Genomic DNA, 23,151 nt, shown 5'->3' on the forward strand with positions numbered 1-23,151 from the left:
TAAGATGGGCATATTTGAACGTTATTTATCGGTGTGGGTGGGCTTAAGCATAGTGGCGGGCGTGCTGCTAGGCCAAGCGGTGCCCGGTGTGTTTGCTAGCTTGGCCCATTTAGAATTTGCGCACGTGAACTTAGTGGTGGCGGTACTGATTTGGGTGATGATTACGCCGATGATGATCCAAATCGACTTTGCCGCCGTGAAAGATGTCGGCAAAAAGCCTAAAGGTTTGCTATTAACGCTGGTGATTAACTGGCTGGTAAAACCTTTTACCATGGCTTTCTTGGGTTGGTTGTTTTTTCGCGTGCTGTTCGCCCCTTGGGTAGATCCGAGCACGGCGGGGGAATACATAGCCGGCATGATCTTACTGGGCGTGGCACCCTGTACGGCCATGGTGTTTGTGTGGAGCCAGCTAACGCGCGGCGACCCTAACTACACCTTGGTGCAAGTGTCGGTCAATAACCTGATCATGGTGTTTGCTTTTGCGCCTTTGGCAGCCTTGTTGCTGGGCATGAACGCCATTGCGGTACCTTGGCAGACCTTATTGTTATCGGTAGGTTTGTATGTAGTGCTGCCACTGGTCGCCGGTATTCTTATCCGTTTGTTGTGGCTTAGTGTGCAAAGTAAAAAGCCGGTACCACAACCGGTATCGGTATTAGTGGCGCGCTGTAAACCTTGGTCGATATTGGGTTTGCTGGCCACGGTAGTACTATTATTTGGCCTACAAGCGCCGACTATAGTGGCTAAGCCGTTAGTGATCGGCTTAATCGCGATTCCTTTAATGCTGCAAACCTACGGTATTTTCGCGCTGGGTTATTGGCTGGCGCTTAAACTCAAGCTCAGCCACAACATAGCCGCTCCTGCTTGTATGATTGGCACCTCTAACTTTTTTGAGTTAGCGGTCGCCGTCGCCATCGGCTTATTTGGCCTACATTCAGGCGCGGCCCTAGCCACAGTAGTGGGTGTATTAGTGGAAGTGCCGGTGATGTTGTCGCTAGTGTGGTTTGCCAACCGCACCAGACCATGGTTTGAGACGAGCGCCAGTGAAGGGTAAAGGTCGCCCGTCAAGGGTAAAAGGTAAGGGGATGAGACAACACTAAACCTATTTTTTGCCACGGAATCCACTGAATCCACGGAAAAATAGAAATCAAATCTGAAGAGATATTTATTGGTACCTGATTACTTATGAACCTCAGCCATTATGCTGCCCAGCTTCGGTTTGTTCTTTATAGCAGTCCGCAAGGCTTCAAGGCCAAATGGTCTGGCTTTGTAGCTGCCCAATTTATTCGGCAGGCCAGCTTTGCTGGCTGTTACTGAGGTTTAGATTTAAACCCAAACACCAAACCGGGCCGAATAAATTGGCCCCTACAAGGTCAAAACCCAAAACCGAGCCTCATACTCTTCGCCGAAGAGACTGGTGCCTCCACGTAATTCATTGAATTAATAGATTATTAGTTCAATGGGTTATGGCTGAACTTTGTGGGTAATCAGGTGTTGGTAAAGATTAAGAGAGCTCAGCATCGTCATTAGTTTTTTAAGTTAAGCGCAAACCAAACAAAAACACCGAGCATCTGCTCGGTGTTTTTGTATTATTACGTTTCACGTTTCACGTTTCACGTTTCACGCTTCACTGGGAACTGAGTCTGGCATCCAGCTCTTCGATTTTGGCGCGCCAAATGGCGGGGCCGGTGACGTGGGCGTTATTGCCCTCGCTATCTACCGCCACCGTCACCGGCATATCTTCCACTTCAAACTCATAGATGGCTTCCATACCTAAGTCTTCAAAGGCCACCACGCGGGCTTTCTTCACCGCCTTGGCGACCAAGTAAGCGGCACCGCCTACGGCCATTAGGTACACGGCTTTATGCTGCTTTATAGACTCAACGGTAGCGGGGCCTCGTTCTGCCTTGCCGACCATGCCGATCAAACCGGCTTGCTCTAGCATCATGTCGGTAAACTTATCCATGCGGGTCGCAGTCGTGGGGCCAGCAGGGCCTACGGCTTCGTTACCAATGGCATCTACTGGGCCGACGTAATAGATAAAGCGGTCTTTAAAATCAACCGGCAGCGTTTCGCCGTTGCTGAGCATTTCTTGAATACGTTTGTGGGCGGCGTCGCGACCGGTCAGTAACTTGCCGGACAGTAAGACAGTTTCACCCATTTTCCAGTCAGCAATATCGGCCCGCGTGACTGTATCTAAGTTTACGCGACGTGCGCTATCGCCCACCTCCCAGGTCACTTCTGGCCAGTCTTCCAGTCTTGGCGGCGTAAGTTCCGCAGGTCCTGAGCCGTTTAGCGTAAAGTGCACGTGACGAGTGGCGGCACAGTTGGGGATCATCACCACCGGCTTTGAAGCCGCGTGAGTAGGAGCTGACATAATTTTGATGTCCACGACCGTGGTGAGTCCGCCTAAGCCTTGGGCGCCGATGCCGAGCTTATTGGCTCGTTCAAAGATGTCTAAGCGCAGCTTTTCTTCGGTAGTAACAGCACCGCGCTCAATCAGCTCATGAATATCCACCGGATCCATTAATGACTCTTTGGCCAGCACTGCGGCTTTTTCGGCGGTGCCACCAATACCAATGCCCAGCATGCCAGGCGGGCACCAACCGGCGCCCATAGTGGGCAGTGTTTTTAGCACCCACTCGGCTACGTCATCGGACGGGTTAAGCATGGCCATCTTGGCTTTGTTCTCAGAGCCACCGCCTTTGGCGGCAATGGCCACTTCTACTTCCGCGCCTGGCACCATGTCGATGTGCACCACAGACGGGGTATTGTCTTTGGTATTGATACGCTTACCGGCCGGATCTGCCACTATCGAGGCACGCAGCGGATTATCGGGATTTAGGTAGGCGCGGCGTACGCCTTCATCCACCATTTCTTGTACCGTTAAATCGCTATCCCACTGCACTTGCATGCCAATTTTGACGAAGCAGGTGACAATGCCCGTGTCTTGGCAGATGGGGCGATGGCCTTCGGCGGCCATGCGCGAGTTAATTAAAATCTGCGCGATGGCGTCTTTGGCGGCGGTGCTTTGTTCTTTTAAGTAGGCTTTTTCTAGCGCTTGTACGAAGTCCAAGGGATGGTAGTAAGAAATGTATTGCAGCGCATCGGCAACTGATTCGATAAAGTCCTGCTTTTTGATAATGCTCATGGCTTCCTCTTGCGGGTCTGCGGTGGCTCAGAGCTGGGGCAATATGGTGGCGTTATATTTCGATGACTGTATTTATGACTCGAAAAATAAGGCAAGGCACCAGACTCGGCTCTGTATTGTTATATTGACGCTATGATACGCTTCACCGCCCTAAGCTGGCCAGCCTGAGTGCAGGGCAGATGTCAAAACTGTCGAGTGGATTACATAATGGGACTGCCTTTACATATTCACAGCCAAGCATTTAATGGCGCTGTGCATGATTTTTTTTCGCCAATTGCTCATCTGCCCTGGGCCATGTTGCTGGAGTCGGGCGCGCCATTAGGCACGGATAGCCGCTTTCATATTATCAGCGCCGAGCCGTTAGCGACCTTGGTCACCCAAGGTGCAGACACTGTTATTGAGCACTTTGAGCACGTTGAGCAAAACCAAAACCACAACCAGCGCTATCGCTCCACTGAGTCGCCGTTTGCTTTATTAAAGCAGTGGCAAGATAAGCTAATAGGTGAAGTAAGTTTGCCTGAATCATACCAACATCTGCCATTTTGTGGCGGGGCGCTGGGGTTGTTTAGCTATGACTTAGGCCGTCGAGTGGAGCGCATTCCCAGCCTCGCCATTAATGAACTCACCACCCCCGACATGGCAGTGGCGTTGGTGGACTGGGCTTGGGTGATTGATACCGAGCTACAGCAGGCGCACTTATTGGTGCTGGGTGATGAAGCCGCTTTAAGCGCGCGCTTGGCGTGGTGGCAGGCTCAGCAAGCGAAGACTACTGATCCGTTTAAGCTGTTAAGCGATTGGCAGGCGAGCAGGACTCAAAGTGAATATGAAACTAGCTTTAATACCGTGCAGGATTATCTGAGCGCTGGCGATTGCTATCAAATTAATCTGACGCTGCGCTTTAATGCTGGCTTTAGCGGTGACACTTGGGCTGCTTATCGCCAGTTAAGTATGCAAAATCAAGCGCCGTTTTCGGCCTTTTTACAATTACCCAGCAGTACTATTTTAAGCTTGTCGCCGGAGCGCTTTATTGCGTTAGACGGTCGGCGCGTTGAAACCAAGCCCATTAAAGGCACCCGTCCCAGAGGCATTAATGCCGCGCAAGATAAACAACTGGCCGATGAGTTGAGTGTGGCGCCTAAAGATCGCGCCGAAAATCTGATGATAGTGGACTTATTGCGCAACGATATCGGTCGTGTCTGTGTGCCGGGCTCGGTGAAGGTGCCCTCATTATTTGCCATCGAATCCTTTCCGGCGGTGCATCATTTAGTGTCGACCATTACCGGTGAGCTTAACCCCGCGCTCACCGGTGCCGATTTATTGGCAGCCACCTTTCCCGGCGGCTCCATTACCGGCGCACCTAAGGTGAGGGCCATGGAAATTATTGAAGAGCTAGAAAAATACCGCCGCCATGCTTATTGCGGCAGCATCGGTTACATCAGTGCTCACGGGCGCATGGACACCAGCATTACCATTCGCACCCTAGTAGCGGAGCTTGACCAGCTGTACTGCTGGGCTGGCGGCGGTATTGTCGCCGACTCACAAGCAGATGACGAATATCAGGAGTTATTTGATAAGCTGGGTAAAATACTGCCGGTGCTGGCGGAGTTGTAACAAAGTAGCGCCCGGCGCTTTAAGTCGATACGCACCATTTAGCTGACTCCGAATATTCACTGGATATTCGATTAATCTGAGATGGTTCGTCACGGCGAGACAGGCTCGCCCCTGCGAAGCAGGAAGGCATTAAATAATCCCGCCGAGACGGGACTGCCAGCTAAAGCGGCAGGCTACAGCAGTCATCACTCTTTGTTGTTTTCATCGCTGTACGAAGGGCCCGAATACCATAGCAAAAATAGGCTTAGGCTTTGAACCATGACGTTAGATGAACTAAAAACACGGATTAATTTACTGACGCCAGGCCTTGATCCGCATTTGCCGAGTCATGCGTTTCCTGCGGCGGTGCTGATGCCCTTGCTACAAACGGGGCAGGGCTTAGAGTTGGTATTAACCCGTCGTAGTCGACATTTGCGCCACCACCCGGGGCAGGTGAGCTTTCCCGGTGGGCGAGCGGATGCCACCGATACCAGCCTTTGGCACACGGCGCTGCGTGAAAGTTGGGAAGAAATTGGCCTCTTGCCCGAATTATGTCAGCCCTTGGCCCAGTTGCAGGCGCAATATACGATTTCGGGTTTCGCACTCACGCCTTTTATTGGCCTAATAGAAGGGAATCCGCAATTTAAGCTTAATCCGGCCGAGGTCGATGAGCTGTTTCAAGTGCCGCTCGATTATCTGCTGGATTTGCGCCATCACCATTTGTATCAGTTGCGCCGTCAAGGCCGCACGCACGAAGTGGTGTTTATTCGTTGGCAAGGATTATGGATTTGGGGCATTACCGCCACTGTTATCCATCAGTTCGCCCAGCAGATAGCTCGATAACTCGCGATCTTAATCACACAATCCGCTGCAAAACCTCACAAAGCTAAAATATCACTGGGGCTAACGTTAAAATATTCTTACAGTTATTAAAATTTAGTTGATAGTGATGGGGCAAGCCTGCCTGCGCCGCACTCTTTTATGCTGGTGTTACTGCTCATCATCAACCTACCTTCTCGATTTATCCGTGTTTTGGAGTCGTCATGATCAGCGTGGCCTGCTCCATGGCCGCAGCAGCGCTCACCGCCATCGTCGGCGGCACTGTGGATCAAGTAGAACACGCCGCCGAAATCGGCATGGAGCATAACTTAGGCTCAACCTGCGATCCGGTGGGAGGCTTGGTACAAGTGCCCTGCATTGAGCGCAACGCCATGGGCTCGGTGAAAGCCATTAATGCCAGCAGACTGGCGCTACGGGGCGACGGCGAGCATAAGGTGTCATTGGATAAGGTAATTAAAACCATGCGCGAAGCCGGCCGTGATATGAAGAGTAAATACAAAGAAACCGCCCGCGGCGGCTTGGCCGTGAATATTACGGAATGCTAGCCCTTCGGGAGCCATAAGCTGTAAGTTAAAGCCAGTACCGAACTTGTAGAGACCCCTTTAGTCGGCCGGTTTTGCGCAGCAAAACGTCATTTCCCAGCAGGGATCGGTGAGCCTTAAACTGTCAGCCGTCAGTTAAAGCCAGATTCCGTTTTAGCCGAGATACTGGTACTGAATCAAGTTCAGCATGACGTAGCCCCAGTATCTCGCACTGCGTTACTTCGGTCTTAAATCCTAAAGGCGAGATCCTGACGTGCGTCAGGATGACGGCATAGAGCCATGCTCAGCTTTCCCGTACGGCGTATAACGTAAAGCGTTTAACGTTTTCAATAGATAAAAAAACACCGAGCTTTTGGCTCGGTGTTTTTGTTTTACTGACAGCTTAAAGCTGACCGCTTCAAGCTCTGCGAAGCAGCGTTACTTAATCCGCATCCCTGGCTGGGCGCCGGCGTGGGGCTCTAAGATCCACAGGTCTTTACCACCTGGGCCGGCAGCCAATACCATGCCTTCGCTTAAGCCAAAGCTCATCTGGCGCGGGGCTAGGTTGGCCACCATCACCGTCAGCTTGCCTTCCAGATCTTCCGGTGCATACGCAGATTTAATGCCAGCAAACACTTGGCGAGTTTCGCCGCCTAAGTCCAGCTCTAAGCGCAGCAGCTTATTGGCCTTGGGTACAGACTCGGCTTTTTTGATTAAAGCTATGCGCAGGTCAATCTTAGCAAAGTCATCGAAGCTGATAGTCGGGCTAATCGGATCATCAGTCAATTGGCTGCTTTCGGCTGCAGCAGGGGCGGCTAAGGATAGCTCCACTTCTAAGTCTTCTTTAGAGTCTTCCACCATGGCGGCAATCTTGGCCGGATCCATTCGATTAAATAACGCGCTAAACGGATTGACCTGATGCGCCACTAAAGGTGAAGCCACCGCGTCCCAGCTTAAGGTGGTGTTCAAGTAAGCTTCTGCGCGCTCGGTTAACTTTGGCATTACCGGCTTTAAGTAGGTCATCAATACACGGAACAAGTTAATGCCCACCGAGCATACCTCTTGCAACTCTTGGTCTTTACCTGCTTGCTTGGCCAGCACCCAAGGTGCTTTGTCGTCCACGTAACGGTTGGCTTTATCGGCCAGCGCCATGATTTCACGAATAGCACGACCAAATTCGCGCTGCTCAAAGCTTTGACCAATACGTTCGGCGGCAGCGGCAAATTCGGCGTATAACTCAGGCTCGCTGCAAGTAGCAGACAGTTGGCCGTCAAAACGCTTGGCAATAAAGCCCGCATTGCGTGAGGCCAAGTTCACCAGTTTATTGACCACATCGCTGTTTACGCGGGCCACAAAGTCAGTCAAATTTAAGTCCAAGTCATCGATGCGGCTCGATAATTTAGCGGCGTAGTAATAACGCAGGCACTCAGGATCTAAGTGCTTAAGGTAGGTGTCGGCCTTAATAAAGGTGCCTTTAGACTTAGACATTTTCGCGCCATCTACCGTCACATAACCATGGACGAAGATATTGGTCGGCTTTCTAAAGCCACTTCCCTCAAGCATGGCAGGCCAAAACAGGCTGTGGAAATAAACAATGTCTTTACCGATAAAGTGATACAGCTCAGTGGTGCTGTCTTTCTGCCAGTATTCATCAAAGCTTAGATCGTCACGCTTGTCGCAGTAGTTCTTAAACGAGCCCATGTAGCCGATAGGCGCATCCAGCCACACGTAAAAGTATTTGCCCGGCGCATCAGGAATTTCAAAGCCAAAGTAGGGCGCATCACGGGTGATGTCCCACTGCTGTAAACCGGTTTCAAACCACTCTTCCAGCTTGTTGGCCATTTCTTCTTGCAGGGCGCCAGAGCGCGTCCAGGCTTTAAGCATGGTGCTAAACTGTGGCAGGTCGAAGAAGAAGTGCTCGCTGTCTTTCATAATGGGCGTGGCACCGGACACCGCCGAGCGCGGATTAATCAGCTCGGTGGGGCTATAGGTGGCCGAACACACATCACAGTTATCGCCGTATTGGTCTTCGGCTTTACAGCTGGGGCAGGTGCCCTTCACGAAGCGGTCTGGCAAAAACATGTTTTGCTCAGGATCATACAGCTGAGAAATAGTGCGGTTCTCAATGTAACCGTTTTCTTTTAAGCGCCCGTAAATCAGCTCGGCAAATTCACGGTTCTCAACGCTGTGAGTAGTGTGATAGTTATCAAAGCCAATATTGAAGCGCGCAAAGTCTGCTTCGTGCTCTTCCTTCACCGCGGCAATCATTGCTTCTGGCTCTATGCCTAATTGCTTGGCCTTAAGCATAATGGGCGTACCATGAGCGTCGTCAGCACAGATAAAATGAACCGTATGGCCTCGCATTCGCTGATAACGAACCCAGATATCGGCCTGAATATGCTCCAACATATGGCCAAGGTGGATAGATCCATTGGCATAGGGTAGGGCACAGGTGACAAGTATCTTACGCGGTTCGGTAGCCATATTTTCCATTCTATTAAGTCAATTCAGGTGGGTCGGTCATGTTACCCGAGTTTTTTTTGCTTATACACACTTTGGCCATTTTTTCCGGCGCAAAGCGTTAAAAGGTGCATTATCTCCGGACTCAGCCGAAGAAAAAGCCCTCTTTTGCTGGTTTGGAGCCCACTTTTGCTTTGTAACCTGTTTAGTTTGGCGTATTTAGTGGTTTGTGCGGGCGCGAGCGTTTCGCCGTTGCCGGCTTTTTGCTAGAGTGCCTAACACTATTATCAAGAGGCAAGAGTCCATGAATAATAACGATATTATGGCCTTACTGGCTAAGTTTATACCGCCACATTGGGGCAAAGACTTGGTCAGCACCGGCGCGGTACGCGATATCAGCCTGCAATCGCCGCGCTTAGTAATAAAGCTGGTGTTGCCGTTTGTAGATTATCAGCTTGAAACCGTGCTCACTCAGCTAGACGAAAATCTGTGCCGCGTAAGTGGCGCCGCACAGGTTGAGTGGCAAATAAGCGTGGATGTGGCCACCTTGGCGCGGGCCAATGACGCTCAAGGGGTGTCTGGGGTACGCAATATTATTGCCATTTCTTCCGGTAAGGGTGGCGTAGGCAAGTCCACCACCGCCGTTAACTTAAGCCTGGCGTTGCAGCGCTTAGGTGCGCGGGTCGGTATATTAGATGCAGACGTTTATGGCCCCTCTATCCCCATGATGTTGGGCGTGGCGGGTGCCAAGCCGAGCATGAGTGACGACAAAATGATGGGCCCGATACAGGCTCATGGAATAGTAGCGAACAGCATTGGCTTTTTGGTGAGCACTAAAGATGCCACAATCTGGCGCGGCCCCATGGCCAGTAAGGCGTTAACGCAAATTCTGCAAGAAACCCGTTGGGGCGAGTTAGACTACTTAATCGTCGACTTGCCGCCCGGCACCGGCGACATTCAAATTACCATGTCGCAAGGTGTGCCCACTACAGCGGCCGTGGTGGTCACCACCCCGCAAAACGTGGCGCTGGCAGATGCAGTTAAAGGCATCAGCATGTTCAACAAAGTGAATGTGCCGGTGTTGGGCGTGATTGAGAACATGAGCTATCACATCTGTGGCCAATGTGGCCATCAAGCCGAGTTATTTGGTGCCGGCGGCGGTTTGCGTGTGTCTCAACAACAGCAGGTTCCCTTATTAGGCCAGCTGCCGTTGGATGCCCGTATTGGGGTGGATATGGATAAAGGCCGGCCGACCATGATAGCTGAGCCAGACGGTGCGTTAGCGCAGGCGTATTTGACCATAGCGGCGCGTGTTGCCAGCGGCTTGTATTTTAGCGGCAAGTCAGTGCCTACCAGCCTGTACACCCGTGTTATTTAATTACATTAACGTTTAATCATTATTACCTTGCCCGCTAACGCCATACATAAAAGGTGTTAGCGGGCGGCTTGCGCCTAGCAAGTAGTCACCGCTGTGGCTGCGGCAAAGCTAGTCGCGGGCAAGGTGCTTTTTACCCTGAGTTGAGGAATTTTCATGCGTCTTTGTGATCGCGATATTAAGCGTTATTTGGCCGACGGCATTATTCACATTACTCCTGAACCGGATCCAGAGCGGATCAGTGGCGTGAGCGTAGATGTGTTGCTAGGCAATGAATTTCGGGTGTTTGAGGCTCACAGCGCGCCTTATATTGATTTAAGTGGCCCTAAAGCCGAAGTGGCCGACGCCATTGATCGGGTGATGAGTGACGAGATTTTTATTGCCGATGGCGATGCCTTCTTTCTGCATCCGGGCGAATTAGCGCTGGCGGTCACCCTTGAATCTATCACCTTGCCCGATAACATAGTGGGTTGGCTAGACGGCCGCTCATCATTAGCGCGCTTAGGGCTAATGGTGCATGCCACTGCTCATCGCATCGATCCGGGTTGGTCGGGGCGCATCGTGCTTGAGTTTTATAACGGCGGTAAACTGCCGCTCGCCTTACGCCCGCACATGGTGATTGGTGCCATTAACTTTGAAACCATGTCTGGGCCTGCAGAGCGTCCTTATATGAGTCGTGCTAGCGCTAAATATAAGGCGCAGCAAGGGGCTGATGCGAGCCGGATTAACCAAGACTAAAAACAACAACACGGGATAATACGCATGAAAAAGCTACTCTATGGACTGGGAGCCTTGCTGCTGCTGATCCTGCTAGCGGGCATTATTTTAATTCAGGTAGTGGATACCGACCGCGTTAAGCGAGTATTGATTGAGCAAACCAAAGAAAAAACCGGCCGTACCTTAGTGATTAATGGTGATTTAAGCTGGCGCTTTTTCCCCTCGATTGGCTTTACCGTGACCGACACCGCCTTATTAGATCCGCCGGGCTTTGAGGGTGGCAACACCTTATCGATTGGTGAGCTCAGCTTAGATGTGGCCTTAAAGCCGCTGTTTAATAATCGTCTCGAAGTGGGTGAAGCTGTGCTCAAGAATGCACGGCTGCATTTAATTACCCGCAAAGATGGCGTGACCAACCTAGATGACTTGCGCCAGCTCGCAGCCAACAAGGCGGCTGATGGCACTGGCACGAACAGCAAAACTGGCACTGACACTGGCAATGAAACCGACACTAGTTCTGACACTACTGCCGGAAATACAGAGAGCGAAAACAGCAAAGAACCCATGAGCTTTAGTTTGGCGGGTGTAAGCGTACAAGATGCGGAAGTGGTCATGCAAAATCAGGCTACCGATAAGTTAACGCGCCTGAGTAAGGTTAACTTTAAGCTGGATGATTTTGCACCGGATCAAACCGTTCCTTTAAGCCTTTCTGGAAATTTATTTAGCGACGATCTGCAGGGCAGCATTAAGGCGAACGGCAAATTTTGGTTAGCGCCTGAGTTTAATCGTTTTCTATTAAGCGACCTTACCCTCGATGTGGGCGCCACTGGCCGTGCTATTCCGGGTAATAAACAGCTGCAGTTACAAGGCCAGTTAGCCTATGACTTAGACCAAAAGCTGGCTGAGTTTACCGAGCTTAACTTGGAACTAGGCGAGCTCAAGGTGTCGGGTGCGTTGGCGGTACGCCACCAAAATATGCCTGAGTTGACCTTTAAGCTGCACACCGACTTGTTAAATGTGGACGCCTTGCAAGAAGAATGGCGCAGCGGTACTAAGCCCACTAAAGTCGAGAACGCAGATAAAGACACCACCAATGCACCAAGCCGTAGCGCCTCAGTGCCGGCGACCTTGTCTAAATCCACGCCTTCTAGCGAAGCCAGCAGCTCTTTCTTACAAGGCATCAATCTTAACGGCGACTTGTCGGCCGATAAGGTGCTGATGCAAGGCATAGAGCTGGAGCAGCTGGATGTTCATATTCAGTCAAAACAGGGCAAGCTTGAGCTTAATCCCATCCAAGCTCAGCTTTATGAAGGACAAATAGAAGCCGAGGCCAAGCTTGATTTTACCGAGCAGCCCACGCGCTTTAGTGTGCATCAAACCCTGACCGACGTGAACGCAGATACCTTGCTGAGCGCCGCGACCAGCATCGATTACATCGAAGGTCGTGCCGATGTAACTGTGGATGCTAAAGGCGCGGGTTTTAGTAGCGAAGAGCTCCGCAAAAATCTCACCGGCACCGCCAACATTAGCGTGGCCGACGGCGCTGTAGAGGGCGTTAATTTCGCGGCCCTTATTCGCCGTGCCCACGCCCAAATAAAAGGCTTACCGTTACCGGCGAAAGAAGACGTTGAAAAAACCGACTTTAGTGCGCTTACTGCCGACTTTGTCATTGGTAAAGGTATGGTCAGCACCGACAACCTGCACTTAGCCTCGCCCTTACTGCGTATCAACGGCGAGGGTAAAACCAACCTTGGCGACGAGTCATTGAACGTACTGTTAAATACCGCGGTCGTGGGCAGTATTAAAGGCCAAGACGGCGAAGAGTTAGATGAGCTTAAAAACATCATTCTGCCTATTCGCATTAGTGGCACCTATAAAGATCCCCAATACCGTTTAGATTTACAGCAAGTGTTTGATGTGTATTTAAGTGACAAGGCTGACAAAGAAGTTGAACGCCTTAAACGTAAACTCGACGAAAAGCTGGGCGACAAGCTCGGTGATAAGTTACCGGGATTATTGGATAAGCTGGGGCTGTGATCCGATCGCCATTAACCACGCTTTCCTCCGTTAAGCTTGATGTATAGGTTTTGCAGAATGAGTAAAGAATTGACTAATAAAGATAACCCAAGGGTGTTGGTGGTGTGTTTAGGCAATATTTGCCGCTCACCTACCGCAGAGGCGGTGTTACGCCAGCGCGCTGCCAGTGCGGGTGTGGCGATAACTGTTGATTCAGCAGGTACTTATGGTGGACATGCGGGAGCTGCACCCGATGCGCGTTCGCGGGCGGCAGGGGAGCGCCGAGGATATGACTTTAGCGGTATTCGTGCTCGCCAAGTTAAAGCCAGTGATTTCGTGGAGTTCGATACCATCTTGGCGGCGGATCGCAGTAATTTAGCGGATCTTAAAGCGCTGTGCCCCGTTGAGCATCAGCATAAAATTAAGCTGCTGCTAAGTTTTAATGGCGATGCCGAACAAGACACTAAGCAAGACGCCCAGCAAGAAGTGCCGGACCCGTATTACGGAGGTGAGCAAGGCTTTGAGCAGGTGCTGGATCTGATTGAGTCAGCCTGTGATGGCTTGTTAGCGCAATATACTAAGTGATCTTAAGGGTAAAGATTTATCTGCAACGGAACCCGCAGAATCCACGGAACAATAGAGATAAAATCTAACCTGATTACTTATGAACCTCAGCCATTATGCCCGATGTTTGGGTTTGTTTTTTCTCACTACTCGGTTGGCTCCAAGGCCAAGGGTCTAGCACTTGTAGCAGCCAATTTATTCGGCTGGCCAGCTCCGCTGGCTGTTTGTGAGGTTTAAGAATAAAACCAAAACCGTGCCGAAGTCCTCTTCGCCGAAGAGACGAGTATCTACAAGAGAGGAGACGGGCATCTCCCTGTAACTTATTGAATTCATTTATGCTGAGCTCACTGAAATATGGCTGAGCTTTGTGGGTAATCAGGAAATCTAAAAGCATTTGATTGGATAGAGCTTAATTAACGGGCTAATTCGCTCTGCACTCGCTCTTCATCCATAAGATATCTTTGCCCTTTCGATCTTATTAAGCTTAATTTTCCGTGGGTTCCGCGTTCTTCCGTTACGAAAAATATCTTAAAGCGCTTTGATATGAAAAATGCGGATGCAGGCAGCGAGAGGTATTTGGTTAACTGGGTTGAAACCGCCACTTGTTAAACCGTACTGCTTAAACAACCAGCGTGAGATTTAACTAAGAGACTCGCTTAAAAAGTCCAGTAGCATCCGCACCTTGGGCGACAGATGGCGGTTATGGGGATATAGCGCCCAAATACCGTCGTCCGGCTCTTGATATAGCTCTAATAAGGGGATTAATTGCCCCGCATCCAGCGCTGGCTGCACATAGTAATCTGGCAGTTGCACTATGCCGATGCCTTTTAGCGCTGCATCCAACAAGGCCCAGCCGCTGTCGCAGCGAATATTGCCTTTTACCCGCACATTGCGCGCCTTACCTTGTTCCTGAAAGCGCCAGTAATCCAAATTACCCTGCAAGCAATTATGTTGCTCCAGCTCCGATAACGAGTGGGGCACACCATAAGTTGACAGATAATTAGGCGAAGCACACACATACTGAGTACGTGAAGACAGCCGCTTGGCCATCATGCTGGAGTCTTCCAGCTTACCTAGGCGCACGGCCAGATCAAAGCCCTCCGCCACCAAATCCAGTTTTTGGTTGGTCAGGTTCATTTGTACTTCTAAATCGGGATAAAGCAGCACAAAATCGTTGACCAATGGCGCTATGGTTTTTTCACCGAAGGTGATGGGTGCCGTTAGCTTTAACTTGCCCTTGGGGGCCAGCTGCAAATTAGTGATAGTGCGTTCTGCTTCCTCCAGCCCGTCGAGTACTTGCCGGCAGTGCTGATAATAGATTTGCCCAGCTTCCGTCACCGACACCTTGCGGGTAGTACGGTAAAATAACTTGGTCGACAATCGGCCTTCCAGCGCGCTTACCTGACGACTCACTTGGGCGGTAGAAATTCCCAACCTTTTGGCTGCCTGAGTAAAGCTTTCTACCTCGGCCACCGCCACAAACTCGCTCACACCTTCCCATATAAACATGTCTACGTCCTTACGTTGGTGGCGAACACATCCACATAGGCACATTGTATTGTTTCTTTGGGGTAAAAGTAATTTAAAATTTAGGCCTATTATTAATTTTAACAGGGTAGTTATAATGGCAGGCTAAGATACATCCGCATGCCATTATGGTGTGATGCATTGCTATCCGACACACCACCATCAAGTGTTGAGCATTCCAGAGAGCAGAGCACGTTTGTCTTTCTGCTCGACAGGGCATCACCATGCACACCGCGCTTATAATTATTACAGCATGGTAACTATATTTTGTAAAATGGTGTAATTATCTTATTCCAGTAACTATATATAATTCACTCATCAACACGGCAGCAGTTTGCGCCGTGTCATCTTTGAGGAATTATCATGACCCACATCACTAACCCGAAACGTCTGTTTGCCACCCTGCTGGTTGCAGCCACCGTGAGCATCTCAGCCTTGCCGGCTCAAGCTCAAGCCCAAACCCAAACCCAAACCCAAACTTTAAGCCAGCAAGTGAGCTCGACTAGCTTAGTTTCTAAAGGCAATGAGGCATCTCATGGTGATGGCGTCGATCATCGTCAATGCAAACAACTGCGTCGCGCTGGTACGCCGCTGCCCGGTTACTGCTTCTAATTGGCGTTGTTTCCTAAATCAGAGCAGGGCTCGGTAGCCCAAATTTTTAACTACACTTAATTATTGTAAGTCTTGTTGGCAAACATGGTGTTGGTAACCACGATTGATAACCCTTGCTGGTCAACGCTCAGCACCTTGCAGTACTCGCAATTAATAAACATCTAGGCTCAGCAAGACTATTGAGTTTGCTGACTTGTGCCCAACCACCGTCTCTGGAGACGTTTATGACTCAGATTATCAAATCTAAAGCCGCCATCGCCTGGGGCCCAAATCAGCCATTGTCTATTGAAGAAGTGGATGTGATGCCACCTCAGGCCGGTGAAGTGCGAGTACGCATTGTCGCCAGCGGCGTGTGCCATACCGATGCTTTTACCTTGTCCGGTGACGATCCGGAAGGCATCTTCCCGGTGATCCTCGGCCACGAAGGTGGCGGCATCGTCGAATCTATCGGCGAAGGCGTAACCAGCGTGCAAGTGGGCGACCATGTGATCCCGCTCTACACCCCTGAGTGTGGCGAGTGTAAATTCTGCAAATCCGGCAAAACCAACCTGTGCCAGAAAATTCGCGAAACTCAGGGCAGGGGCCTGATGCCGGACGGCACCAGCCGCTTCTTTAAAGATGGCCAGCCCATTTTCCACTACATGGGCTGCTCGACCTTCTCCGAATACACGGTATTGCCAGAAATTTCGCTGGCCAAGGTCAATAAAGAAGCGCCACTAGAAGAAGTCTGTTTACTCGGTTGTGGCGTGACCACCGGCATGGGGGCGGTGATGAATACCGCCAAGGTAGAAGAGGGCGCCACCGTGGCCATCTTCGGCATGGGCGGCATTGGTCTGTCGGCCATTATTGGTGCCACCATGGCTAAAGCCAGCCGCATCATTGCCATTGATATCAACGAGAGCAAGTTCGAGCTAGCCCGCAAGTTAGGCGCTACCGACTGCATTAACCCGCAAGATTATGATAAACCAATTCAAGACGTGATCGTCGAGCTGACCGACGGCGGTGTGGATTACTCCTTTGAGTGTATCGGCAACGTCAATGTGATGCGCTCCGCTCTTGAATGCTGTCATAAAGGCTGGGGCGAGTCGGTAATCATCGGCGTAGCCGGTGCCGGTCAGGAAATTTCAACCCGTCCGTTCCAATTGGTCACCGGTCGAGTTTGGAAGGGGTCAGCATTTGGTGGCGTAAAAGGTCGCTCCGAGCTGCCGGGCTATGTTGACCGTTACATGAAGGGTGAGTTTAAGCTCAACCACTTTATTACTCACACCATGGGTCTGGAAAAGATTAACGAAGCCTTCGATCTCATGCATGCAGGCAAAAGTATTCGTACCGTGATCCATTTCGACAAATAACAGCAACAAAAGCGTATTTTAAAACGAGTTTAGAGGCTGTGCTAGATAAATAGTCGGTCTCTGCTCTACGAATAAAGGCAGAACATGAGGACTTTAATACTCATTGTTGCACTGACTTGTTTTCTTAAACTTCATTGTTACTAACTGACAAAAGTAATTTGATGTTTCAGCTCTTATTAATGCTGACAAATAATATAAACTGGCCTCAGTAATAAGGTGGCAATAATAACGGCTATATATAAAAAGTAATAAAAATAATTTTCTATTATTCGGTAATTTTTTAGCAGTATTAACATGTGTAATAAACCACCACAAGGTAATTAACGTGACTCAGTCAGTTAACGAAAACAACATCACCAAACTTGCTCAAAAGCCGGGTATTCAACTGTTTAAGGCTGGCACCTTCAAGCTGAATGAACTGGCCGGCTTACTTGAAGTAAATAATCTTAAAAGTCAGATGGCAGAAGTTACTGTTACTGATAATTCAGATGGCCTGACGGTGGGTTTCTTTGCCATGCAACCTGGCGTTGACTTCGAATTTGTTTATGAATTCGTAGAGTACAAGGTCATTACCAAAGGCAAAATTGTAATGCGCGACTTGCAAGGCAATAAATATGTAGCCGAAGTCGGTGACGTTGTCCTGTTCACCCCTAATGTTACCGTTATTTTTGACGGCGAAAGTGATGGTGAGGCTGTTTATACCGCACACCGCACCGCAGCAGACATGTTTGCACCTAAATAAATCATCCATACATTATAGAGAGTAATACAATGAGTATATTTACCCACGTTACCGTAGGCACCAACGATCTTAATCAGGCTCGCGCCTTCTATGACACCGTATTAGGCACTTTGGGCCTTAAGCGCATCGCCGATCTGGATGAAAACGGTTCAATCTGGGGCGTAGATGCACCTTCTTTCTTTGTGCTGAAGCCTGCCAATGGCCAGCCTGCAACTGTCGGTAACGGCGTAACGGTTAGCTTCGAAGCGCCGGACCGTGCATCAATCGACGCTTTCCATGCGGCGGCTTTAGCGGCCGGTTGCCCTGATGAAGGCGCACCAGCTACTCGCGATTGGGCACCTAATGCCTATGCTGCTTACACCCGCGATTTAGACGGTAACAAACTTGCCGTTTATTGCTTCAAGCCTGCATAACGTCCTGCTTCAAGCCTACTGCTAGGCCTTCGCCTTGCAGTATAATAAATGCGGCCAGAAAGCCTAACAGGCTTTCTGGCCGCTGCGCTATGTACCTCTCGCCGCTCTATACGTTACCTGATTACCCACAAAGCTCAGCCATGTTTCAGAGAACTCGGTACCAATGAATTCAATAGGTTACAGGGAGGTACCGTATCTTCGGCAAAGAACATGAGGCTCAGTTTGGTATTTTGACCTTGTAGGGGCCCGTCTCTTCGGCGAAGAGGACTTCGGCCCGGTTTGGTGTTTTGGTTTAAATCTAAATCTCAGTAACAGCCAGCAGAGCTGGCCTGCCGAATAAATTGGGCAGCTACAAAGAACAAACCGAAACAGGGTGCATTATGGCTGAGGTTCATACGTAATCAGGATACGTTATTACATTCTAGCCAAAGCTTTTCACTACCAGACCTCCACCAAAGCCCCTTGTGACGCTCAGTAAATAGCATCTTCCCCATTATTGTTACTCATTGGTAAAGGTTATTTAATATATCTGGTCATTATCATCAGCACGAAATCGAATATAATATCGCCATTGCCACCACGGCACCCTGTATTTTGGGAGATTCCAATGAGTATTGAAAACCTGAGTTGTAACAAGAGCTTCGATGGCTGGAACAAACAGTATAGCCATTATTCAGAAACGCTGAATTGCACCATGCGTTTTGCCATTTACCTGCCGCCACAGGTATCAATCGGTGACAAGGTGCCGGCCTTATACTGGCTGTCTGGCCTCACCTGCACCGATGAAAATTTCATGCACAAAGCCGGTGCCCAGCGCATTGCCGCCGAGCTGGGCATGGCCATTATTGCACCAGACACCAGTCCCCGCGGCGATGATGTCGCGGATGACGACGGCTACGATTTGGGCAAGGGGGCCGGTTTCTACGTTAACGCCACCGAGGCACCCTGGAACCGGCATTATCGTATGTACGATTATGTGCTGAACGAGTTGCCGTCACTTGTCGAGTCCATGTTTCCGGTCAGTGAACAACGCTCCATTTCCGGTCACTCCATGGGTGGCCACGGTGCCTTGGTATTGGCTATGCAGAACCCTGAACGTTATCGTTCGGTGTCTGCCTTCAGCCCAATCAGCAACCCAGTTAATTGCCCTTGGGGTAAGAAGGCGTTCAATGCTTACTTGGGTAAAGATACCGCAGCTTGGGCCGATTATGACGCCAGCCTGCTAATGCGCGAAGCCCGCCAGTTTGTACCAGCGCTGGTGGATCAGGGCGAGGCCGACGATTTTCTCACCGAGCAGCTCAAGCCGGAGGCACTGGAAGCCGCCGCCAGCCACAGCGGTTACCCGCTGGAGCTAAATCGTCGAGAAGGCTATGATCACAGCTATTACTTTATCGCCAGCTTTATCGAACAGCACCTGCGCTTTCATGCCGAGCACCTCACTCGCTAATGCATATCCGTTAGAGCATAAGCCCCGAAGAGCTCGTCTTCGGGGCCATTAGCCTGCCGGCCCTTGGTAGCGCCAACTACACTTGAAACACATCCTGTATTTACCACGCTAATTAACCCAACACGCACCAATTTCATCATTTGGAGGCTGACATGATCGTTCGGCAAAAACCGCATGCGCTTAAGCTGTTTTTTACCCTGCGTGGCTCTGTCATCCCGCAGATTTATCCCCAAATTTTGCTGATCACTCTACTCAGTGTCTTAATAGCCGGCATTCAGCATTGGTTTCCCGGTTTTTTCTCCTCTTACGACACGGCTCCCTTCACCTTACTGGGCGTTGCCTTGTCTCTGTTTCTCGGTTTTAGAAACAACGCCAGCTACGCACGCTGGTGGGAGGCGCGAGAACAATGGGGGCAGTTGACCATCGATGCCCGTAGTCTGGCCCGCCAAGTGATCTCTTTTATGGATGAGGAAACCGAGACCGGGCGGCACACCCAGCGGCGGATGATCCACCTGACCATCGCCTTTACCCACGCCTTGCGCCATCGGCTGCGTGACACCTCGCCTTGGCAAGACGTCGACCGTTTTGTCGAGCCAGAGCATCACGCCAGCCTGCGTCAGGCGCAAAACCTGCCCGAGTGCCTGCTGCGGCTGATGGGTAAGAAGGTTGGTTACAGTCGGCGCCAGCGATTATTATCGGAATTTTTGGTGCAGAGCATGGACGAACGGCTCACCTCTATGGCGGGAGTATTGGCCGCCTGCGAGCGCATTCAGAATACGCCGCTGCCGTTTGCCTACACGCTATTGGTGCATCGCACTACCTATCTATATTGCTTTATGCTGCCCTTTGGCTTGGTCTCATCACTGGGCTGGGCCACTCCTTTGGTCTGTGCCGTAATCGCCTATACCTTCTTCGGCCTAGATGCCCTCAGTGAAGAGCTGGAACAACCTTTTGGCCTAGCCGCCAACGATCTGCCACTGAGCGCGCTGTCGCGCACCATCGAAATCAACCTGCTGGAAGCATTAGAAGAAACCGAGCTTCCGCCCGCCATTATTCCCAAAGACGACTGTTTGTCATAGGCACACTCCCACCTAACCGCCGATCACGGCCCACATTGTTACTGACAGTCAAAAGTCATTTGCACTATGGGGTCATTATCTCTTGCCGCAGAATAAATATAATGCCGTGTCTGCTATTACTCGTGCGGCAGCACGCGCGCATGGCTGAATTAACCAGGCTGGATTAGCAACACTGGGTTAGCAACACTGGGTTTGCAACACAAGCTTGGCAAAAAAGAGTAAGGCCGATTGGCCTGATTAATTGACTTGATACAGAGGTTTTTATGACGCCATCCCTTACTCCGCGCCTGGCACAACTGGCCGATGCCGACTTGATCCGGCCGCTGGCCCATATTCGTCGCGGCATAGAAAAAGAAGCCTTGCGGGTCACGCCCAAAGGCCGGCTGTCCCAAGAGCCGCACCTGCACACACTGGGCTCGGCGCTCACGCACCCGCACATTACCACCGACTATTCAGAGTCATTGTTGGAGTTTATTACGCCGCCCAGTGAACAGATTGGCGACACCCTTGGTTTTATGGAGCAGTTGCATCGTTATGCCGTCAGCCAGCTGGGGGATGAACATTTGTGGCCCGCCAGCATGCCCTGCGCCTTGCAGGGGAATAACAGCGTGCCCATTGCCGAATACGGTAGCTCTCGTTCGGGACAAATGAAGCACACCTACCGTCGCGGCCTAGATGTACGCTATGGCCGCATCATGCAAAGCATTGCCGGCATTCATTTCAACTTCTCTTTGCCCGACAGTTTCTGGCAAGGCTACCGAGAGTTGCTCGGCAGCCAAGATTCGCTGGCTGATTTTCGCTCGGCTCAGTATTTTGCATTAATCCGCAACTTTCAACGCTACGGCTGGCTGCTGCTTTATCTGTTTGGCGCCTCGCCCGCACTCAGCCATTCTTTTATGAATGGCCGCCCGCACCAGCTGGCAAGCCTTGGCACCGACACACTCTATCTGCCCTTTGCCACCTCTTTACGCATGAGCGGGTTAGGCTACCAAAGCGATGCTCAGGCGGGCTTGAACATCAGCACCAACAGCTTGGCGGAATATGGCCGCGATCTCACTCGCGCCCTGAACACCCCCCATGCGCCCTATACCCGCCTCGGAGTCGAGGTTAACGGCGAAACCCGACAGTTAAACGACAATATTCTGCAGATAGAAAATGAGTATTACAGCGACATTCGCCCCAAGCGGGTAACCCATACCGGCGAAACGCCGCTGCAGGCCATGGCGAGTCGTGGCGTGGAATACATAGAAGTGCGCAACTTAGATATCAACCCTCTGCTGGCGCTGGGCATAGATGACACCCAAATACGTTTTCTAGATACCTTTTTACTGTTCTGCTTATTTCAAGACAGCCCGGAAATTGGCGAGCAGGAGCAACGGCGTCTGGCCCGCAACCACACCCGCGTGACCGAGCAGGGCCGTCGGCCCGATCTGCTGCTCGAAACCGCCAGCGGCGAACTTAGCCGTGCAGCTTGGGGCGAGCAACTGTTTGCCGAGCTGGACGCCATCGCCCAGCTGTTGGACAAGGCCGGTAGTGGCTATAGTGCAGCGCTGCAACACTTCAAGCCGCTGTTGCAACAGCCCGAGCTAACGCCCTCGGCCCGCATTCTGCAGCAACTGACCGCCACCGAGCAAAATTACACGGATTGGGTGCAAAACAGAGCCACCGAGCTGACGCAGCACTGGCAACAGACTCCGCTTGAGCAAGAGCAAAGCCGCTATTTCACACAACTGGCCAGTTCATCACTGGCGGCACAACACGAATTGGAAGAGCAAGAAGCAGGCAGATCGTTAATGGCGATGTGAACTTGGCAGAAGCGGATAAACACTGACGAACACCTGAGCAAAGTGCTATTTCAGAAGACGTATGGCACATCAGTCGTGTGAGTAATGGCTGCCCGACCTATGCTTTAGTCGTAGACGAACCGCCAGATATCCCATGGCGAATGCGAGCTTCATTGGGTAGCGTGTGACTAAAAAGTACAGGTGGCGATTTTGATGACGATAGAGTTATTCACGGCACTCTTGGGTTGGTCGCTGGTTATCAACATTATCGTCCTGTTGTTTTCCACCCTTATGGTAGTGCTAATGCGCGAGACTATCTCTAGCATTCATGCGCGGTTATTTTCGTTGAATACACAGGATCTTGGCCGAGCCTATTTTCAGTATCTTGCCCAATACAAGATAGCGATTCTGGTATTGAATCTTGCCCCTTATATTGCGTTGAAAATCATCACTTAATCGGCAGCACAAACAAGGTTAGCGCCTTACCCATTCACGCGTTACCATATCTGTCACACTACGATAAAGAAGAAAGCGCTTATGCCATTTCCACCCTGCCCAAAATGCCATTCTGAGTACGTTTACCAAGATCAAGACCATTTGCTTTGTCCCGAGTGTGCTCATGAATGGGATCCGTTACTCTCTGCAGCTGAAGAGGGTGCGCTCACCGCAAAAGATGCCAACGGCAGTTTGCTGGAAGAAGGTGACAAGATTACGCTGGCCAAAGATCTTAAGGTCAAAGGCAGTTCTTTGGTGCTAAAGATTGGCACCAAAGCGGTGATCAGACGCATAGTGGAAGGCAAAGATCACGAGCTAGACTGCAAGGTGGACGGCGCCGGTGAAATGATGGTGACTGCCAAATATGTGAAAAAATCTTGAGGCCTTTGCCTTGTTGAGGGAAAGAAGAATGGGGTGATGGCGTTATTTAAAAGTAATGCCAAATAAGTAATGCTGCGGAACTAACGTG

Annotated in this window: 19 protein-coding genes and 1 pseudogene; 17 read left to right on the forward strand and 3 right to left on the reverse strand. The window is 50.7% G+C overall.

What is annotated here, in order from left to right; all coding sequences use genetic code 11:
* Positions 1–4 precede the first annotated feature (4 nt).
* Complete coding sequence (gene arsB / locus R0134_RS07040) at positions 5–1,051, forward strand: ACR3 family arsenite efflux transporter (RefSeq protein WP_319784091.1); 1,047 nt, start codon at positions 5–7, stop codon at positions 1,049–1,051.
* A 573-nt stretch (positions 1,052–1,624) separates the two neighbouring features.
* On the opposite strand, the gene R0134_RS07045 is transcribed toward arsB, so the two are convergent.
* A complete protein-coding gene (locus R0134_RS07045) occupies positions 1,625–3,148 on the reverse strand; it encodes a fumarate hydratase (protein WP_319784092.1) in 1,524 nt (507 codons plus the stop codon).
* 207 nt (positions 3,149–3,355) lie between these two features.
* Between R0134_RS07045 and pabB the strand changes: the two genes are divergently transcribed.
* The 3 genes and pseudogenes from pabB to R0134_RS07060 form a co-directional block, all read left to right on the forward strand.
* Positions 3,356–4,759 carry an aminodeoxychorismate synthase component I gene (gene pabB, locus R0134_RS07050; RefSeq protein ID WP_319784093.1) on the forward strand — a complete coding sequence of 468 codons (1,404 nt, stop codon included), beginning with the start codon at positions 3,356–3,358 and terminating at the stop codon, positions 4,757–4,759.
* A gap of 258 nt (positions 4,760–5,017) precedes the next feature.
* Positions 5,018–5,581: a CoA pyrophosphatase gene (locus tag R0134_RS07055; RefSeq protein ID WP_319784094.1), complete on the forward strand. Its 564-nt coding sequence runs from the start codon at positions 5,018–5,020 to the stop codon at positions 5,579–5,581.
* A gap of 203 nt (positions 5,582–5,784) precedes the next feature.
* Positions 5,785–6,123 (forward strand): annotated as a pseudogene (locus R0134_RS07060) (L-serine ammonia-lyase, iron-sulfur-dependent, subunit alpha); the annotation flags it as partial.
* 414 nt (positions 6,124–6,537) lie between these two features.
* On the opposite strand, the gene metG reads toward R0134_RS07060, so the two are convergent.
* On the reverse strand, positions 6,538–8,583 hold the full coding sequence (metG, locus tag R0134_RS07065; RefSeq protein WP_319784095.1) for a methionine--tRNA ligase: 2,046 nt from the start codon (positions 8,581–8,583) through the stop codon (positions 6,538–6,540).
* Between the two features lie 280 nt (positions 8,584–8,863).
* Between metG and apbC the strand changes: the two genes are divergently transcribed.
* From apbC to R0134_RS07085, 4 genes are all read left to right on the forward strand, one after another.
* Positions 8,864–9,937 carry an iron-sulfur cluster carrier protein ApbC gene (gene apbC, locus R0134_RS07070; protein WP_319784096.1) on the forward strand — a complete coding sequence of 358 codons (1,074 nt, stop codon included), beginning with the start codon at positions 8,864–8,866 and terminating at the stop codon, positions 9,935–9,937.
* 153 nt (positions 9,938–10,090) lie between these two features.
* Complete coding sequence (gene dcd / locus R0134_RS07075) at positions 10,091–10,672, forward strand: dCTP deaminase (protein WP_319784097.1); 582 nt, start codon at positions 10,091–10,093, stop codon at positions 10,670–10,672.
* A gap of 24 nt (positions 10,673–10,696) precedes the next feature.
* Positions 10,697–12,688: an AsmA family protein gene (locus R0134_RS07080; protein ID WP_319784098.1), complete on the forward strand. Its 1,992-nt coding sequence runs from the start codon at positions 10,697–10,699 to the stop codon at positions 12,686–12,688.
* Positions 12,689–12,745: 57 nt separating this feature from the next.
* Positions 12,746–13,252 (forward strand): low molecular weight protein-tyrosine-phosphatase, encoded by a 507-nt coding sequence (locus R0134_RS07085; RefSeq protein WP_319784099.1) that lies wholly within the window; start codon positions 12,746–12,748, stop codon positions 13,250–13,252.
* Positions 13,253–13,870: 618 nt separating this feature from the next.
* Here R0134_RS07085 and R0134_RS07090 read toward each other — a convergent pair.
* Positions 13,871–14,740, reverse strand: coding sequence for a LysR substrate-binding domain-containing protein (locus R0134_RS07090; RefSeq protein WP_319784100.1), 870 nt, complete (start codon positions 14,738–14,740; stop codon positions 13,871–13,873).
* Positions 14,741–15,121: 381 nt separating this feature from the next.
* On the opposite strand from R0134_RS07090, the gene R0134_RS07095 reads away from it, so the two are divergent.
* The 9 genes from R0134_RS07095 (at position 15,122) to R0134_RS07135 (ending at position 23,063) form a co-directional block, all read left to right on the forward strand.
* The gene (locus R0134_RS07095) at positions 15,122–15,370 is read left to right on the forward strand and encodes a hypothetical protein (protein ID WP_319784101.1); all 249 of its coding nucleotides are present in this window, start codon (positions 15,122–15,124) and stop codon (positions 15,368–15,370) included.
* A gap of 224 nt (positions 15,371–15,594) precedes the next feature.
* A complete protein-coding gene (locus R0134_RS07100) occupies positions 15,595–16,722 on the forward strand; it encodes an S-(hydroxymethyl)glutathione dehydrogenase/class III alcohol dehydrogenase (RefSeq protein WP_319784102.1) in 1,128 nt (375 codons plus the stop codon).
* A 325-nt stretch (positions 16,723–17,047) separates the two neighbouring features.
* Positions 17,048–17,464, forward strand: coding sequence for a hypothetical protein (locus R0134_RS07105; protein WP_319784103.1), 417 nt, complete (start codon positions 17,048–17,050; stop codon positions 17,462–17,464).
* Positions 17,465–17,493: 29 nt separating this feature from the next.
* On the forward strand, positions 17,494–17,877 hold the full coding sequence (locus R0134_RS07110) for a VOC family protein (protein ID WP_087038463.1): 384 nt from the start codon (positions 17,494–17,496) through the stop codon (positions 17,875–17,877).
* 607 nt (positions 17,878–18,484) lie between these two features.
* The gene (gene fghA, locus R0134_RS07115) at positions 18,485–19,324 is read left to right on the forward strand and encodes an S-formylglutathione hydrolase (RefSeq protein WP_319784104.1); all 840 of its coding nucleotides are present in this window, start codon (positions 18,485–18,487) and stop codon (positions 19,322–19,324) included.
* Between the two features lie 152 nt (positions 19,325–19,476).
* Complete coding sequence (locus R0134_RS07120) at positions 19,477–20,403, forward strand: bestrophin family protein (RefSeq protein WP_319784105.1); 927 nt, start codon at positions 19,477–19,479, stop codon at positions 20,401–20,403.
* A 263-nt stretch (positions 20,404–20,666) separates the two neighbouring features.
* Positions 20,667–22,208, forward strand: a complete 1,542-nt coding sequence (gene gshA / locus R0134_RS07125; RefSeq protein ID WP_319784106.1) for a glutamate--cysteine ligase — start codon at positions 20,667–20,669, stop codon at positions 22,206–22,208.
* 192 nt (positions 22,209–22,400) lie between these two features.
* Positions 22,401–22,643 carry a DUF6868 family protein gene (locus R0134_RS07130; protein WP_319784107.1) on the forward strand — a complete coding sequence of 81 codons (243 nt, stop codon included), beginning with the start codon at positions 22,401–22,403 and terminating at the stop codon, positions 22,641–22,643.
* A gap of 81 nt (positions 22,644–22,724) precedes the next feature.
* A complete protein-coding gene (locus R0134_RS07135) occupies positions 22,725–23,063 on the forward strand; it encodes a zinc ribbon domain-containing protein YjdM (protein WP_319784108.1) in 339 nt (112 codons plus the stop codon).
* Positions 23,064–23,151: the final 88 nt, after the last annotated feature.

This window comes from Oceanisphaera sp. IT1-181, assembly GCF_033807535.1.
In the GTDB taxonomy this organism is placed as follows: Bacteria; Pseudomonadota; Gammaproteobacteria; order Enterobacterales; family Aeromonadaceae; genus Oceanimonas.